The organism is Seramator thermalis (assembly GCF_004138125.1).
Lineage (GTDB): Bacteria > Bacteroidota > Bacteroidia > Bacteroidales > Dysgonomonadaceae > Seramator > Seramator thermalis.
The window spans coordinates 62,340-79,705 of sequence record NZ_RXHS01000011.1; the positions used below are offsets into that span (position 1 = coordinate 62,340).

At 41.9% G+C, this 17,366-nt stretch carries 12 protein-coding genes; 8 read left to right on the forward strand and 4 right to left on the reverse strand.

What is annotated here, in order from left to right:
• Positions 1 to 10 precede the first annotated feature (10 nt).
• Positions 11 to 1,318, forward strand: a complete 1,308-nt coding sequence (locus EJN84_RS09175; RefSeq protein WP_129595143.1) for an alpha-L-fucosidase — start codon at positions 11 to 13, stop codon at positions 1,316 to 1,318.
• Positions 1,319 to 1,440: 122 nt separating this feature from the next.
• On the opposite strand, the gene proS is transcribed toward EJN84_RS09175, so the two are convergent.
• On the reverse strand, positions 1,441 to 2,922 hold the full coding sequence (proS, locus tag EJN84_RS09180) for a proline--tRNA ligase (protein ID WP_129595144.1): 1,482 nt from the start codon (positions 2,920 to 2,922) through the stop codon (positions 1,441 to 1,443).
• Positions 2,923 to 3,062: 140 nt separating this feature from the next.
• Here proS and EJN84_RS09185 point away from each other — a divergent pair, with 140 nt between their 5' ends.
• Positions 3,063 to 3,800 carry an acyl-[acyl-carrier-protein] thioesterase gene (locus tag EJN84_RS09185; protein ID WP_129595145.1) on the forward strand — a complete coding sequence of 246 codons (738 nt, stop codon included), beginning with the start codon at positions 3,063 to 3,065 and terminating at the stop codon, positions 3,798 to 3,800.
• Position 3,801: 1 nt separating this feature from the next.
• On the opposite strand, the gene udk is transcribed toward EJN84_RS09185, so the two are convergent.
• From udk to EJN84_RS09200, 3 genes are read right to left on the reverse strand one after another with little or no spacing between them, the layout of a single operon-like run.
• Complete coding sequence (udk, locus tag EJN84_RS09190; protein WP_129595146.1) at positions 3,802 to 4,422, reverse strand: uridine kinase; 621 nt, start codon at positions 4,420 to 4,422, stop codon at positions 3,802 to 3,804.
• 60 nt (positions 4,423 to 4,482) lie between these two features.
• Entirely contained in the window at positions 4,483 to 5,082 is a 600-nt protein-coding gene (locus EJN84_RS09195) for an NDR1/HIN1-like protein (protein WP_129595147.1), read from the reverse strand.
• Between the two features lie 16 nt (positions 5,083 to 5,098).
• On the reverse strand, positions 5,099 to 6,169 hold the full coding sequence (locus EJN84_RS09200; protein ID WP_129595148.1) for a DUF2027 domain-containing protein: 1,071 nt from the start codon (positions 6,167 to 6,169) through the stop codon (positions 5,099 to 5,101).
• Positions 6,170 to 6,330: 161 nt separating this feature from the next.
• On the opposite strand from EJN84_RS09200, the gene EJN84_RS09205 reads away from it, so the two are divergent.
• The 6 genes from EJN84_RS09205 (at position 6,331) to EJN84_RS09230 (ending at position 17,346) form a co-directional block, all read left to right on the forward strand.
• Positions 6,331 to 7,578 carry an S-adenosylmethionine:tRNA ribosyltransferase-isomerase gene (locus EJN84_RS09205; RefSeq protein ID WP_129595149.1) on the forward strand — a complete coding sequence of 416 codons (1,248 nt, stop codon included), beginning with the start codon at positions 6,331 to 6,333 and terminating at the stop codon, positions 7,576 to 7,578.
• Positions 7,579 to 7,676: 98 nt separating this feature from the next.
• Positions 7,677 to 12,107, forward strand: a complete 4,431-nt coding sequence (locus EJN84_RS09210; protein ID WP_129595150.1) for a translocation/assembly module TamB domain-containing protein — start codon at positions 7,677 to 7,679, stop codon at positions 12,105 to 12,107.
• A gap of 26 nt (positions 12,108 to 12,133) precedes the next feature.
• The gene (tamL, locus tag EJN84_RS09215) at positions 12,134 to 14,422 is read left to right on the forward strand and encodes a translocation and assembly module lipoprotein TamL (RefSeq protein WP_129595151.1); all 2,289 of its coding nucleotides are present in this window, start codon (positions 12,134 to 12,136) and stop codon (positions 14,420 to 14,422) included.
• A 113-nt stretch (positions 14,423 to 14,535) separates the two neighbouring features.
• Complete coding sequence (gene kduI / locus EJN84_RS09220) at positions 14,536 to 15,381, forward strand: 5-dehydro-4-deoxy-D-glucuronate isomerase (protein ID WP_129595152.1); 846 nt, start codon at positions 14,536 to 14,538, stop codon at positions 15,379 to 15,381.
• A gap of 26 nt (positions 15,382 to 15,407) precedes the next feature.
• Positions 15,408 to 16,199: a gluconate 5-dehydrogenase gene (locus tag EJN84_RS09225; RefSeq protein WP_129595153.1), complete on the forward strand. Its 792-nt coding sequence runs from the start codon at positions 15,408 to 15,410 to the stop codon at positions 16,197 to 16,199.
• A gap of 7 nt (positions 16,200 to 16,206) precedes the next feature.
• Complete coding sequence (locus tag EJN84_RS09230) at positions 16,207 to 17,346, forward strand: DUF4861 family protein (protein WP_165004229.1); 1,140 nt, start codon at positions 16,207 to 16,209, stop codon at positions 17,344 to 17,346.
• Positions 17,347 to 17,366 lie beyond the last annotated feature (20 nt).

The following is a 17,366-nucleotide window of genomic DNA, read 5'->3' on the forward strand; positions in this document are numbered from 1 at the left end:
TCAAACATCAATGAAACACGTTTATTGCTTTCTCTTTGCACTTTTCTTCATCGCAACGGGCGCAACCGCACAGCAGGGCTACACTCCTTCGCCGGAAAATCTCAAAAACCGCCGGGAATTTCAGGATATGAAATTCGGAGTATTCATCCATTGGGGCATATACAGTATGATGGCCGACGGCGAGTGGATCATGAACAACAAAAACATCCACTACAAAGAATACGCCAAGTTGGCCGAAGGCTTTTATCCTTCGAAATTCGATGCAGCCAAATGGGTGTCGGATGTAAAAGCGGCAGGTGCAAAATATATTTGCATCACATCGCGACATCACGACGGATTTTCGATGTTTGGGACCCGGCAGTCGTCTTACAACATTGTCGATGCCACCCCTTTCAAACGCGATGTCATCAAAGAGCTTGCCAACGAATGCCACAAACAGGGCATCAAACTCCATTTTTATTATTCGTTGCTCGATTGGAGTCGTCCCGACTATTATCCCTTGGGAAGAACCGGACGAAATGTGGGTCGCGCAGAGCATGGCAATTGGGATACCTATCATCAGTTTATGCTTAATCAATTGACAGAATTGCTAACCAACTATGGCGAGATAGGCGCTATTTGGTTTGACGGGCAATGGGATCAAGACCAAAATCCCGATTTCGACTGGCGACTGCAAGAAATCTATGCTCATATTCATCGCCTGCAACCCGGTTGTCTCGTTATCAACAACCATCATTTAGCTCCGATAGAAGGTGAGGATGCCCAGACGTTCGAAAAAGACCTTCCCGGACAAAATACCACCGGCTTTTCGGCCGATGCCCAGATCGGCCAACTCCCCTTGGAAACCTGTGAAACCATGAACAATTCGTGGGGATACAACATTACCGACTTGAAATATAAATCGGAAAAAGAGCTAATTCATTACTTGGTAAAAACAGCAGGAAACAATGCCAATTTGTTGCTGAACGTCGGACCTCGCCCAAATGGCGAATTTCCCGATATTGCCGTTCAGCGTTATTTGGCGATGGGTGAATGGCTCAAGAAATATGGCGAAACCATTTATGGTACGCGTGGTGGATTTATCGCTCCTCGCGACTGGGGCGTTACGACTCAGAGAGACAACAAACTTTATGTGCATATCCTCAATCTGAAAGATGATGCTCTCTATTTGCCCATGGAAGGTAAAAAAGTTCGTTCGGCCAAAGTATTTATCGATCAGAAACCCTTGAAATTTACGGAAGTTCCGGGAGGAGTGGTCGTAAAGTTCGATCGAATTCCTGACGACGTGGATTATGTGGTAGAGTTGGAGATTAAGTAATAGGAAAGGTGAAAAAAAAGAAGAGCGTTCTTCTCAACGGAATGAGGTGAAGAACGCTTTTCTACTATTATTGTTCTCTCTATAGATGATAAACAGAATTTCAGATTATTAATTTCGGGTGATCAGTAAGCGCGTGCGATAATCACGCGCTGAGCAGATGGTTTACCGGTTACCATGCACTTGCCGGGAGTTTTATCGCCCTCGAGTGGAATGCAGCGAATGGTCGCTTTTGTTTCTTCTTTGATCAGCGCCTCTGTTTCGGCTGTTCCGTCCCAATGACAAAGCAAAAAACCGCCTTTTTCGATTTCTTCCTTGAATTCGTCATACGAATTCACTTCACGCATTTGAGATGCTCTGAAATCGAAAGCTTTTTGGTAGATATTCTGTTGAATATCGTCGAGCAACTGTTTCACATGAAATTCAATTCCTTCGGATGAAACGGTTTCTTTGGTCAATGTATCGCGACGAGCCACTTCGATCGTGTTGTTCTCGAGATCGCGCGCACCAATGGCCAAGCGTACGGGCACACCTTTCAGTTCGTACTCCGAAAACTTCCACCCCGGTTTTTTGTTGTCATTGTTATCGTATTTCACACTGATGCCTAACGATTTCAGTTTTTCGACGATCGTAGCCGCTTTTTCGTTTATTTGGTTAAGCTGTTCTTCATTTTTGTAAATAGGAACGATGACAACCTGATGAGGCGCAAGTTTGGGCGGAAGTACCAATCCGTTATCATCGCTATGGGACATGATGAGTGCACCCATCAATCGGGTGGAAACCCCCCAAGACGTAGCCCAAACATAATCGCGATTGCCAAGTTGATCCGTGAATTGAACATCGAATGCTTTGGCAAAATTTTGTCCGAGAAAATGCGAAGTACCTGACTGCAATGCTTTTCCGTCCTGCATCAATGCTTCGATGGTGTAGGTGTTGAGAGCGCCGGCGAAGCGTTCCGATTCCGATTTCACACCCTTAACCACCGGCATGGCCATATATTTTTCGGCAAATTCGGCATACACATTTAGCATACGCTCGGCTTCTTCGATAGCTTCTTCTTTGGTGGCATGAGCCGTATGTCCTTCCTGCCAAAGAAATTCGGTAGTACGGAGGAAAAGGCGCGTACGCATTTCCCAGCGAACCACATTAGCCCATTGGTTGATAAGCAAAGGAAGATCGCGATACGATTGAATCCAATTCTTGTAGGTGCTCCAGATAATGGTTTCGGAAGTAGGACGAACCACAAGTTCTTCTTCGAGTTTGGCTTCGGGATCTACAATTATGCCACTGCCGTCGGGTGCATTTTTCAGACGATAATGAGTAACCACGGCACATTCTTTAGCAAAACCTTCCACATGTTCGGCTTCGCGACTCAAATACGATTTTGGAATAAAAAGAGGAAAATAGGCATTAACATGTCCGGTTTCCTTAAACATATCGTCGAGCTGTCGTTGCATTTTTTCCCAAATTGCATAACCGTAAGGTTTGATGACCATACAGCCACGTACGGCTGAGTTTTCGGCCAATTCTGCTTTTGTAACCAAATCGATATACCATTGCGAATAATCTTTGCTGCGTGGTGTCAGTTCCTTCAATTCCTTTGCCATAATCTTTCAGAAGTTGTAAAGTTGTTTCATTTTGAGAGTGCAAAGATAAAAAATATTTCCTTACCCATTTTCGAAGTTTGACTATCGAATTGAACTATTAATGCGTGAAATCACTATTTTTGTAGCTCAATTAACAAATTATGTCATCAAAAAAAACATATCATCATCGTATCAACGCGCAAAATATCGATTTCAGAAAAAAAATATCGTTGGTCTCGCTTGTCAATTTGGTCTTGGGCGCAGCAGGAAATAATGCCGATGAAAACGGCTTTGGTGTTCTTGATTTAATGTCGAAAAATCACTCGTGGGTCTTGTCTCGACTAGTTCTCGATATGAACCACATTCCGGTTGAAAACGAAGATATTGACATCGAAACATGGTTAGAAAAATCAAGTCAAGCTTTTTCGTTACGAAATTTTCGTTTTTTAAATGCTCAGAATCAAGTTATTGGTTATGGTGCCTCCACCTGGGCTATCATCAATCTTGATACTCGTCGGCCTATTTCTTTAGATGCAATCGAAACGCTCAAAAGAAATATTTACGATGAGATGACGCCCATCGGTGAACCTCAGCGATTGCCGGATGTCGAGGGAGAAGTGTTGAATACATTCAGAGTGAAATACAGCGATATCGATGTCAATAATCACGCCAACAGCTTGCATTACGTACGTTGGATTTCCGATTGCTTTTCAATCGATTTTTATGCCAATCGCACTATCAGGAGATTTGAAATCAATTACATGAAAGAGTTGACTTATGGCGATGAAGGAGAAGTGTATGTGGAAATGAAAAATCATGGCGATTATTACTTTCAAATCGTTACACGCGAAAAAGGAATTGCTTGCCGAGCAAGATTGCTATTTGATAAGAATGATTGATTCACAATGTCTGTTCGGTCAATTTCCCCAAAATTGCAGAGGAAATGAAATCGGCAGCGCCGGCATTTAATCCACCTCCCATTACCAACATATCGGCTCGTTCGCGAGAAGGTTTGATAAACTCTTCATGCATGGGCCTAACGGTTTTGTAGTATCGTTCTATGACCTGCTTAGCTGTACGACCGCGATTTTCCATATCGCGTTCAATAATGCGCGACAGGCGGTTGTCAGGTTCAACTTCGAGGTACAAGCGCATGTCCATTTCTTCGCAAATTTGAGGTTGAGTGAGAATAAGAATGCCCTCGATGAGGAGTATTTTTTTTGGTTCGATATGAATTGTTTCCGGTAGTCGCGTGCAAGTGATGTAGGAATAAGTCGGGCATTCGATAGCCTGTCCGCTTTTGAGCTTGCGGATGTCGGACAACATCAAATCCCACTCGATAGAATCAGGATGGTCGAAATTCAACGCACGACGCTGTTCGAGCGGCAAATGTGAGGCATCCTTGTAATAAGCATCTTGCGCCAAAAGAGCAATGCTTTCGACAGGGATTCGTTTTAAAATGGCATTTACGAGTGTCGTTTTTCCGGATCCTGATCCACCGGCAATTCCGATTGTGAACATTTTTGAAAGTTTTTTCGACCGATTATTTCATTTTGCCGGGCATTACACCCAAAAATTGTTCTACGATTTACCTCCGAACGTAAAGATGACCGGAATGGCAGCGGGCGATTTTATGGGCGTTTTTCCGACGAGAACTTTTGGCCACAAATTAACTTTAACCTGGGTTTTTTCGGCGGATATGCCAAAAAAAGAATTGACGACTTCCGATACTTTCTCTTGAGAATAGCGATTCATCAGCTGTTTCAGGTCGGTGCTCATGTGGATAGGCATCGTTTGTGTTTCGCCCGGATTGATTTGTAGCGGAATATCGATTTTTCCGTTAGTGAATTCGAGATCGTTGATTTCGATTGCATAATCGAGCGAATTGAGAAAAGCAACGGCCTCGTTTGGATTTTTAATATTCATATTCAGAGTCAGGGTCAGAGGGATAGTCTGCATTTTGGAGCTACTGGCCAAAATGGTAGATATCGAAGCTAAATTTGACAACGATAATCGGGAGCCATCGCCGATATTGATTCCGGCAATCTGAATATCATCCACCGAATGATAAGTATATTCGCATTGAGAGAGCTGATAGGCGCCGCCGATTTGTTTGAAAACGTCGCATCCAGAAAATAGTAGCAAAATTGACGTAAAAATAATTGCTGTTTTTTTCATCATAGTTTGTTTTTTTCGATTATTTGATAATGATCATTGTTGCTCCGAAACCGTATTCTTGAAATGAAGCATCTTGAGCAACACAACGTTTGTATTTGGTTTTGATTTCTTTAAGCAGAGCGTTTTTGAGAACTCCGTCGCCTTTGCCATGAATGAAGACAATTTTTTGGTTTTTGTGATGAAGGTTTTCTGTCATCACTTCGTTGAATTTTTTCAGTTGATATTCCAAGATATCGGCGTTCGACATTCCTGCTGTAGAATCCAAAAGTTGATTGATGTGCAGATCGACTTCGATAATTTCGTTTTTGTCTTTTTTCTCGATTTTTTGTATGCGCGGACGACGGTTACTGTCGATACGTTCTTTCTCGCGAAGAGCATTTTCGAGATCCCCTGCATTAACCAGCATGTCGCGTTCGGGAATATCGTTGCGGGTAATGTAATAAACCAGTGCATTTTCGTCGAAATAATCGTTTTCCCGAAAAGCATGCAGTTTGTAGAACTTCACAGTATCGATGTGCAATTCCACCGAAACGGGATTTTTGAAACCGAAAGATTTTTGATGCTTGAAGGCAATAAACTGAACGCAGATTTTTTCGATTTCGTTGAGCCGGGATTTATCGAACTCTTCGAGAAAAATTTTCGTATTCGGTTCGATAAGTCCGTTTGATCGACTTTGCCAAGCGTTGTTTTCGCGACTCATATAATTGTAATATAGGTAGTAATTGCTATCATTTACAAAATAACTTTCGTAGCCGGTCGTAGTCATGTTTTTTGCATCTATCGGCAAAAATGCGATGCAGGTTGTAATTTTCTCGCCCTCAGGCGTTTCTTCGGTTTCTTCATTGGCCGCAATCGAATCTGCGTTGGGTGTCTTATTTTTCGCTACTTCCTCGATATCTGTAGTTTCGGCTTGTCCCAATTTTTCGTTTCCTGCGGATTCCACGACCACACATTCCGAAATGAGTACGGGCACATCAAATCCGTATTCATCTTCGATAATGGCGATCTGTTTGTTCTGAAATCCTTTCACTTTTCCACCTCCGGTCGTATTCAGAAAGCGTACGGTATCGCCGATATTCAGTTTAGTCATTTCTCAATTTTTTTTGAAGATTAGTTTATGGCTGAGATATAAAAAAGGACAAAAGGTTTGTTCGAATATCCTTATTTTTTTGTTGCGAGTGCAAAGATGATTAATTTTGTCGAAAAAACAGACCGATTTATCGAAAATAACTGTCATCGTAAAGCTAAAAAATGAAAAGAAAAGAAATCGAACAACTCCATATAACCGACTACGATTATCCATTACCCGACGAACGAATAGCAAAATACCCCCTCGAAAAGCGTGATGCTTCCAAACTTCTTTTGTATGATGACGGAATCATTTCGGAAAGCATTTTTTCTAACCTTGCCGATTATATCCCTTCGGAAAGTCTGATGATTTTCAACAATACACGAGTCATTCATGCACGGTTGCTTTTTCGCAAAGAAACGGGAGCACAAATCGAAGTGTTTTGTCTTTCGCCTGCCGATCCCGAAGATTATGCCATGAATTTTGCCTCAAAGCACCACTGCTCGTGGCATTGCATGATAGGAAATGCCAAACGTTGGAAAGACGATATTCTGACGATGAAAATTGAAAACGGAGGGAATGGAATACTCACGCTCAGTGCAGAAAAAATAGCCGTAACGGACAAGGACACGACAGTTCGTTTTTCATGGAACGACGATACGTTATCGTTTTCGGAGATACTGGAAATTGCCGGAAAACTTCCTATTCCGCCTTATCTGAATCGTCCGGCTGAGACGAAAGACGACGAAACATATCAGACTGTATATTCGCGTATCGAAGGATCGGTGGCTGCTCCCACGGCAGGCTTACATTTCACCGATGATGTGATGACCTCGCTTCGGCATAAAGGTATTGCAACGGCCGAAGTAACGCTGCATGTTGGTGCAGGAACTTTTCGTCCGGTAAAATCGGAAACAATCGGCGAACACGAAATGCATACCGAATTCATTTCTGTTCCGAAGGAAACGATCAAAGCCATTTACGAAAACAAACATCCCCTTGTTGTGGTAGGCACCACCTCAATGCGAACTATTGAAAGTTTGTATTATATCGGAGCCAAACTCGCAATCAATCCTGTTGCTATGCCGCATGAACTATTTGTTTCGCAATGGGAACCTTACGAAAATTTTTTGCACGACATCGAAGCAAGACAATCATTGAAAAATATTCTCGACTATCTCGACCGAAATGAAACCGATCATCTGATTTCTGCAACACAAATCATGATTGTACCCGGATTTCGTTTTCATTATGCCGACGCACTCATCACCAACTTTCATCAACCCCAAAGCACTCTTCTGCTGCTGATCTCTGCTTTTGTGGAGGACAATTGGCGAGTGATTTACGATTATGCATTGAAATCCGATTTTCGATTTTTGAGTTATGGCGATAGTTCGTTACTATGGCGAACCCATAACAAAATGAAATAAAACGTATCTGCAAATTGCTTAAAAAGGCTTTATAGAGAAATGATTTTGCGATTTTTTTTTATTTTTGTGAGCCAGTAGTTTAAAAACAATTTATCGGGTTGAAAATTATAAATAAAATAATCAAGGTACTTGCATACATTGTTGTTGGGGTAATTCTCTTGAATGTGTTGCTTTTTGCTGTTTTCAGTTTGCCTCCTGTACAGAAGGTTGCTGCCAATTTCGCATTAGGAAAGCTAAAGCCGATTATCAAAACGGAAGCATCCCTCGATAAAATACGCATTCGACTTTTCAATACTGTCGTTTTGGGTGGTGTGTATATTGAAAGTCAACAAGGCGACACCTTGCTTTATGCCCGAAACATAGTCGTGCGAGCCAATTTTCTGGACCTTTTACATAATAAACTCGATTTTGAAACAACCGAATTGGAGGATTTCGTGATCGATATCTCGCGTGAAAATCCCGACAAACCTTTCAATTTTCAGTTTTTGATCGATGCATTTTCATCCGATAAACCCAAGGAAGACAAGCCGAAAAAACCTTTCGGTTTATCTTTCCGAAACATCCGATTGAGCGGTGGCGATTTGCGCTACAACATTCTTTCGAAACCGGAAACGCCCGGTTTGTTTAATGTGGATCATATCCGCGTGAACAATCTGAATTTGAGGGCAAGTGCACCTTCGGTAGATATTAAAAAACTGGATGCAAAAATTCACTCTTTTAGTTTTGCCGAAAGTAGCGGCATCGAAGTGAGGGAATTGAAGGGAAATTTCAAATCGAAAGGTTCGAAGATTTGGAGCGAAGACATGAAATTGGTCGTCAACCAATCGGAATTTGTTGTTGACCTTGCCGAATACGATTTGGACACGAAAGAAACCCGATTGAAAGCCAATAGCGATTTGATCAATCCGAAAGATATTGCGATTTTTGTCCCTCAAGTGTCATCACTCGATAAACCATTCAGTTTCGATGTGCAAGCTTCGGGGAAAATACCTTCAATCGAAATCCGGAATTTTCACTTTCGCTATGGAGATGACACTGAAGCCAACTTGACGGGATCTTTTTCGGACGTTGAACATTATGCCGATGCCGAAATGAATTTACGTATCGAAAAAATGAAGCTCAATATCAAGGATCTCGAATCGTTCATCCGAATTGGTAGTGCCGATTTCGTAGCTCCGAAACAGATGACGGCTTTCAAAGAAGTGAGTTTGGATTTTAATGCCTCTGGCAGATTCAGCAATTTTGGATATGAAGGGGTTATGTCTTCGTCATTGGGAAGCGTTCGACTATCAGGCAAGGGAATGTTTGGTCGTGATTTTAAATATTATGAGATAAGCGGTCCTGTTTCGGCCGACGACATTCAATTATCTGCAATATTAGGGCCCGAAATAGGGCTTGGAGCCGCTACACTCCGGGCCAATATGCAGCTCGAAGGAGGTGATAACAAGTTGAAAATTACTGCTGACGGGAATCTGATTTCGCTACTCTACAAGAAATATCAATACACAAACGTGAATTTTGCAGTCGATTATGATGACAATAAGATATTTGCCCAAATATCGACTGACGAAGAACACAATAAATTCGATATTACTGCCGATATTGGTTTCGGTGAGCAAATGATGTTTCAGGTTGATGGGATTATCGATCGTTTGTTTCTATCTCCAATTTTTCAGATGAGAGATTGGCAAAATCCGTACATGGCAGCCCGTATCGAAGGAAAAATGTCCGGGGCAACTATCGACGACTTGCAGGGAAACCTCCGCATTGACAGTGTTTCGCTTTATGATGACAATTTTATATACAATCCGGGAGAAATATTTCTTGAGGCAGTTACTTCGGATTCGGTTGGTCAGAAAAAAATTAGTTTTGCTTCCTCTTTTCTCGATGCGCAAATAGTTGGAGATTATCATTTTGCCACAATTGCCGATCAGCTTATCAAGGTATTACAACCACATTTACCCACCCTCATCGAATTGCCAAATTCTAAAAAAACACCTACTCAAACGGAATTGGTTAACAATTTCAATTTCAATATCCATATCAAGAATACCGAAGATTTGTCTTACGCATTTTCGCTTCCCATCTACAATGTAGAACCTGCCACGTTGAATGGCAGCATCGATTTCGAATCTGACACTCCTTTGAAGATGAATGCTTATCTCCCGCGTTTGATGATGGGCAACAGTGATATTCGGGAATCGAAAATTAATTTGCAAAACTCCGCCTCAGAAGGAATTAACCTTGACGTAAATACGTTTTTGGTTCAAAATGATGGTTACATAAATGCCCGCCTCAATACGTCGGCAATTTCCGATTCACTCATTAATACACTGTTTTTTGATATCGAAAATAGTGTGGCCAAAGCCAATGGAACTTTAAAAATTGATGTGGGATTGCAAAAGGATCAGAACGATGCCTTGTCGGCAATCATTCACATCCTTCCTACCCAGATTTTATTTAATCAACAAGTCTTCGATATGCACGATGCCACGATCGCCTATACCAAAGACCGAATAACGATTGAAGATTTTGGAATGTCGCAAAATGAAATGCTTCTCATCGGTTTGGAGGGAACTGCATCCCGAAAGGAAGATGACAAAATCAGGTTATATTTCAACGATACCGAGCTTGCCGTAATTCTTTCGGCTTTAAATATTCAGAATATCAATGGCGTGTTGAATGGTGAAATAGATGTATTTCGGGCATTGCAGGATCCAATATTGCAAACGAATAATTTCCGTGTAGATAGTGTTCGATTGTATGGCGATGTTATCGGAAATTTGCGAATTAATGGTGATTTGAATAGTGAAAAATCAGGGTTAAGCGTGAATGCTTTTCTTGAGAATCAGGGATTTAAATATATCGATATACGAGGGTTTGTCCCAATGGAAGACAAAAATCCGATGAATATCGATTTCGAAATGCAGAGTTTGCCTTTGAAATGGATTCAACCTTTCACTGTGGGTGCATTTTCAAATTTATCGGGCACAATCAATTCCAAAATAACTGTTTCGGGGAAAACTTCTGAGCCTGAAGTCGAAGGTTGGCTGGGTGTGGATAAGGGGGCCATGCAAATTGCTTTCACCAACGTTACGTATCGTATCTCGGATACCATTCAAATCAATCGCAACAATATAGGCCTCAACGATTTGGTAATTCTCGATGACAACGGACACACGGCGAAACTGGATCTCTCTCTTTCGCACACCAATTTCGGCAACATGATGTATCAGGTTCGTATGCAACTCAATGATTTTTTGTTGCTTAACAATACGTCAGAGTCGGATATGATCGCTTATGGAAATCTCAAGATGAGTGGAATTATCAATATAAATGGAGGTTCTAATGGAATTTATGGCGATTTTAATCTGCGAAATGAGAGCAAATCAAATTTGACAGTCGTTATTCCTCAAACTGCCTCAGCTTCCGAATATTCCGGAATTGTTTATATCAATACCACAGCAAAGGCCGATTCGATGGCATTTTTGTATAAAGATCCGACAAAACTTACGACGATAAATACACGAACGACCAATTCGATGCCTATTGTTTTTAGAGGTGATCTTCAGCTCAACCCCCAATTGGATTTGGGAGTAAAATTAAGTCCCGGCGCCAACGACCTGATTCGAATCAACGGAAATTCCAATCTAAATGTCCTCTTCAACTCAAAATCGGATCCGCCGGTTCGTATTTTTGGCGATTACATAGCCAATTCGGGAAATGTACAGTATAATTTGCAGAGTTTGAAAACAGTAGATTTTAAAATCGAAGAAGGTAGTACAGTCTCTTTGGTTGGCGATCCTCTAAACGCACAATTTAATATCACCGCATACAATCAGGTGAAGGCTGATTTGTTGACACTGAGCGAAAGTTTTCAGAATTTGCCTACTACAAGAGTACCTGTAAATGCAGTGTTGCATATCGATGGCAATTTGGAGCAAATGAATTTACGCTATGATATTGAGCTTCCCGAAGCATCGGATGAAGTGAAGCAACGTGTAGCAAATTATATCAATACCGATGAAAGTCGAACGGTGCAATTTGCCTACCTCATCACATCGGGAAATTTTAATTCGGCTGAGGGGGCACAAAATACCAACATCAATAATTCAATGTTCACTTCTCTTGCCGCAAGTGCGGTGACGAGAGGATTAGATGCTCTTTTCTCAAGCGCGCTGAACGATAACTGGACAGTTAGCACAAATCTCGAATCGCAGGATGGTTCGTTCGAATCGGTAAGAATGGGGATAGATGTGTCCACAACATTGTTTGACGACAAACTGCGAATTTCGACTAATCTGAGTTATGGCGATCCTTCAAATTTCGCTTATCAGCAGGCTTTTATCGGTGAAGTTGATGTGGAATATCGAGTAAACAATTGGCTCATGCTACGTGTATATAATCATGCCAATGAACAATTGTATCGTCGTGCTCCATTCACACAAGGAGTAGGGGTAATGGTTACCAAAGACAGCCGAACATTCAAGGATTTGTTCAGATTCAGTTTCAGAAAAAAAGAGAATTAAAAACATTCGATCCTCATTGCCAAATTATGAAAAAGTATTTGCCTATTATCTCTTTATTTTTTCTTCTGATTGCCTGCGATGCAGCAAAACGAGTCCCCGAGGGAAGTTATCTGCTTAACAAGGTAAAGATAGAAACCGACACAAAAGAGGTAAAGTCAAATCAATTGAAGTCTTTTCTTCGACAAAAACCAAACAGTTCATTTCCAATCATTGGCCGTGTGCCCCTGCATCTTTATAATTTGGCCGGAAGTGATTCGAGTTGGATAGACAAAACATTGTTGAAAATAGGAGAGCCCCCCGTTATTTATAGCGAAAGACTTACAGCCGTTTCGGCCGAACAGATGCGCAGAGAGCTAAATAACCGAGGATATCTGAATGCCCAAGTGGACACAAGTGTCATAAAAAAGGAGAAAAAAGCTGATGTCAGCTATCATGTTATTGGGAATGAGCCTTATCGTATTCGAAATGTCAAAGATACGCTTCAATCGGTCGATACCACCATTTACAAGATATTAAAAGAAGAAAAAAAACTTGATTTGATAAAAGAGAACGACCTATTTGACCAGAAGGCACTTGAGCAAATCAGGGTTGATTTGTCCAAAACCTTGACCAACAGAGGATATTTTGACTTTTCGAAAGACTATTTTTATTTTCTCGCCGACACTACAGTTGGTAACCACAAAGTGGATCTTACCCTTACTTTGAATAATCCGAGTGATACCTCGCGTCATCGTCGCTATTTTATCGGAGATGTGATGGTTTACAATGGATTTGCACCTCCGGCTCAGGGTGACAGCAGCCTCAGGTCTGATTTCGACACGGTCAGGTTCAAAAATATCCGGGTGATTTCGAATCAAAACATATTGTTGAAACCGCCGGCGATCTATTACAATACTTTTTTACGGCCCGGAAGACTTTATTCCGAAAGAATACTCGAACGAACCTATTCTTCGCTCAACAATTTGGGATCGGTCAGCCGAACCAATATTTCGTTTACACCTGTTCAGCGAAACGATTCTAACTTTCTGAATACTACTATTTCTCTTCTACCCGGCAATTTACATTATTTGCAATTTGGTATCGATGGCACTAATTCGGCAGGAGACTTGGGAGCTGCTGCAAATCTTACCTACGAGCACCGAAATCTGTTGAAAGGAGGGGAACGTTTTCGAGTGCGATTGAATGGAGCTTACGAATTTATTACGGCTTCCGACAGTGCTAATTTACTCGATCAGAGCTTTTATGAATACGGTGCAGAAGTGTTTCTTTCGATTCCACAACTATTAGTTCCGTGGTTGCTTCAACAATTGCAAGACAGACCTTCGGCTTCTACGGAATTTTCTTTGGGAGTTAATTTCCAAAAAAGGCCGGAATATCATCGCCAATTCTTCAATCTCTCCTCACGTTTACAGTGGTCGAGCTTTGACTGGCGTCTTACTCATGTGCTCACACCGCTCAACGTCAACTACGTACGGATGCCTTGGACTTCCGATCTCTTCAGAAATACATATCTCAACGACAACACAAATCCGGTTATCCGCCAGAGCTATGAAGACCAATTGATTGCATCAACTTCATATTATGTCACACTTTCGAATACGAATGCCCGGTTTTTGCCGAGAATGCCTTTTCAGATTCGCAGCGGATTTGAAATATCGGGTTATTTGCCGCGTTTGGTGAGTGTTTTGGGCGGTAGTAACACAAATGCAAATGGGTACGAAGAAATTTTAGGCATTCCTTATGCGGAATACTTAAAAAGCGATTTAGATGTTTCCTTATCGTATCCGATAGACGAAAACAAGGCTATAGCCGGGCACTTTGCTGCCGGGGTTGCTCTGCCGTATGGTAATTCTGACGTTCTTCCGTTTGAGAAGCGTTATTTTGGAGGTGGAGCCAACAGTTTACGTGGATGGAATACTCGATCTTTGGGGCCGGGAAGTTACAGTCGCGATTCGGTAGGATACGACTTCGTAAACAAAACCGGCGACATTAAATTAGAAATGAGCCTCGAATATCGTCAAAAACTTACCAACCTGTTTCAATTAGCCGCATTTGTAGATGCAGGTAACGTCTGGACCATAAAAGATTATATCGCTCAAAGTGGAGGATATTTTCGCTGGAATACTTTTTACAAGGAAATAGCACTTTCTTACGGATTGGGCTTTCGCCTTGATTTGAATTTCCTGCTTCTCAGATTGGATGCAGGTATGAAGGCACACAATCCGGCATTGCCTGAAGGAGACCGTTGGACAATTTTTAAACCGAAGTTTAGTCGAGACTTCGCTATCCATTTTGCAATTGGTTATCCATTCTGATTCCGGAATGTCAAGCATACTTTGTAGTGGTAAATATCAGTTAAATTTGTTAAATGTGGACGAGCACAATATTTTTTTAGTTATTTTTGGACGCTATTTTAGAATTGAAAGACATGACAAAGACAAATTACGAATTGCGTTATGCAGCACATCCTGATGATGCTCGACATTATACCTCAGATCGGTTGAGGCATGATTTCCTGATCGGGAAAATTTTTTCTCCCAATGAAGTTAATATGGTATATTCGATGTATGACCGAATGATCGTTGGCGGAGCTATGCCCGTTGACGAAAAATTGCATCTCGAAGCTATTGATCCGCTTAAGCAGCCAATTTTCCTTCATAGTAGGGAGCTGGGAATTTTTAATATCGGTGGAGTTGGTAAAGTTCATGTGGCCGATAAATCTTTCGATCTTTCATACAAAGAAGCCCTATATTTAGGAGCCGGCGACAGAGAAGTTTATTTTGAAAGTGAGGACGCGCAAAATCCCGCCAAATTCTATTTCAATTCGGCAACGGCTCATCGTAATTATCCTGACCGGAAAGTTACGAAGTCGGATGCAGTTGTAATGGAAATGGGCGCGCTCGAAACTTCAAATCACCGCAATATCAATCGAATGCTCGTCAATCAGGTATTGCCTACATGCCAGTTACAGATGGGAATGACCGAACTCGCACCGGGAAGCGTGTGGAACACAATGCCACCACATACACATTCAAGGCGGATGGAAGCCTATTTTTATTTCGAAGTTCCTGCCAATCAAGCAGTTTGTCATTTCATGGGGCCGGTTTCCGAAACCCGAAATATTTGGCTGCAAAATGAGCAGGCGGTACTTTCGCCACAATGGTCGATACATGCCGCTGCCGGAACTTCCAATTATACATTTATTTGGGGAATGGCAGGTGAGAATTTCGATTACGACGATCAGGATTTTTCGAAAATCACAGAAATTAGATAAAAACAATAATAAAAATATCTCAAGTTATGGTAAATTTCAGATTGGACGGGAAGGTTGCACTCGTCACAGGAGCCTCATATGGAATTGGATATGCAATAGCCAAAGCTTATGCCGAGGCGGGCGCCACCATCGTTTTTAACGATATTGATGAAGCAAAACTCAAAAAAGGCTTAGCTGATTACAAAGCTGACGGTATCGAGGCACATGCCTATTTGTGCGACGTTACCGATGAAGAGGTGGTGAAAGATATGGTAGAAAAGATCGAAAAAGAAATTGGTGTAATCGACATATTAGTAAATAATGCCGGCATCATCAAGCGCGTGCCTATGATCGAAATGTCGGTTAAAGATTTTCGTCAAGTCATCGATATTGACCTGAATGCACCCTTTATCATGGCAAAGGCGGTAATACCTCAGATGATTAAAAAGGGGCATGGAAAAATCATCAATATCTGTTCGATGATGAGTGAGCTTGGGCGCGAAACCGTTTCGGCTTATGCTGCAGCCAAAGGCGGTTTAAAGATGCTCACCCGTAATATTTGCGCCGAATATGGGCAATACAACATTCAGTGTAATGGAATTGGCCCGGGTTACATTGAAACTCCTCAAACAGCACCTCTTCGCGAACGTCAACCCGATGGGTCACGTCATCCGTTTGATGCTTTCATCGTTACAAGAACTCCGGCGGCCCGTTGGGGAACGACCGATGATTTACAGGGGCCTGCCGTTTTTCTGGCATCCGATGCATCCAACTTTGTGAACGGACACGTGCTTTACGTAGATGGTGGAATTCTGGCTTATATCGGTAAACAACCTTGATTGTAAAATGAAAAAATATTTATTGCTTTTGCTGCTTTCCGTAATTGTTGCGGCATGTTCGTCTTCACAAAAGAAAGTCGTATTGGTTGTCGACAATCCTATGGATATCGACCGTTTCAACGAAATAGTCGAGATACAATGGCCCAGCATTCAACAACGCTTATCTTTGTCGGATGAAGATCAGATTGTAGTTCTTGACAGTATCAAACAGCAAGTGCCGTACCAGATCATTACCGAAGGGAGCGAACAGAAAACGAAACTGATCTTTCTTGCATCGGTTTTGGCTAATGGGCGTTCGTCTTATACAGTAGTCAAAGGCAAACCCCATGAATTTCCATCTTTTGTTTATGGCAGATTGGTGCCCGAACGAAAGGACGATTTCGCGTGGGAAAACAACCGGGTTGCTTTTCGTATCTATGGGCCTGCGTTAGAAGCCACCGGCGAGATTAGTAATGGAATGGATTTTTGGGCAAAGAGCACCGATTCTCTGATCATAGATAAATGGTATAAAAATGACTTGGCTGGAATAGCTTCTTACCACGAAGATCATGGCGAAGGGCTCGATTTTTACAAGGTCGGGCGAACATTGGGCATGGGAATGACAGCACCGATTGATCATGATACCCTTTGTTTGGGCCATAACTTTATCAAAGCAGAAATTCTCGATCAGGGACCGCTTCGCTTGACTTTTCGATTGTCGTACAAACCTTATCCTGTAGGGGAAAAACTGGTGAACGAAACGCGTGTTATATCGCTCGATGCATTTAGTTACCTCAATTCGGTCACAAACACTTTCGAAATAGATACAACTACTTTAATGATTGCAACCGGTATTGTGATGCCTGAGAATAACCCCGAAAGAGTATCGTTCGAACCCCAAACCGGATGGATGGCTTATGCTGCGCCGGAAGACAGTGTCAATGGAACTATTTTTGCAGGAGTTATCAATCCCGATGGATTTTCGGAAGTTAAAATTTCTCAAGGTCATTTATTGGGACTTTGCCTTTATACCGTCGGTAATTCGTATTCCTACTACACTGGCGGAGGATGGAGCAAAGCCGGATTTGCGAATATGGACGAATGGGTAAAATATTTGCAGATGCAAAGAAGCAAATTGATAAACCCACTTCGACTAACCATCGAATAATCCGATTTTCAATTAACGAT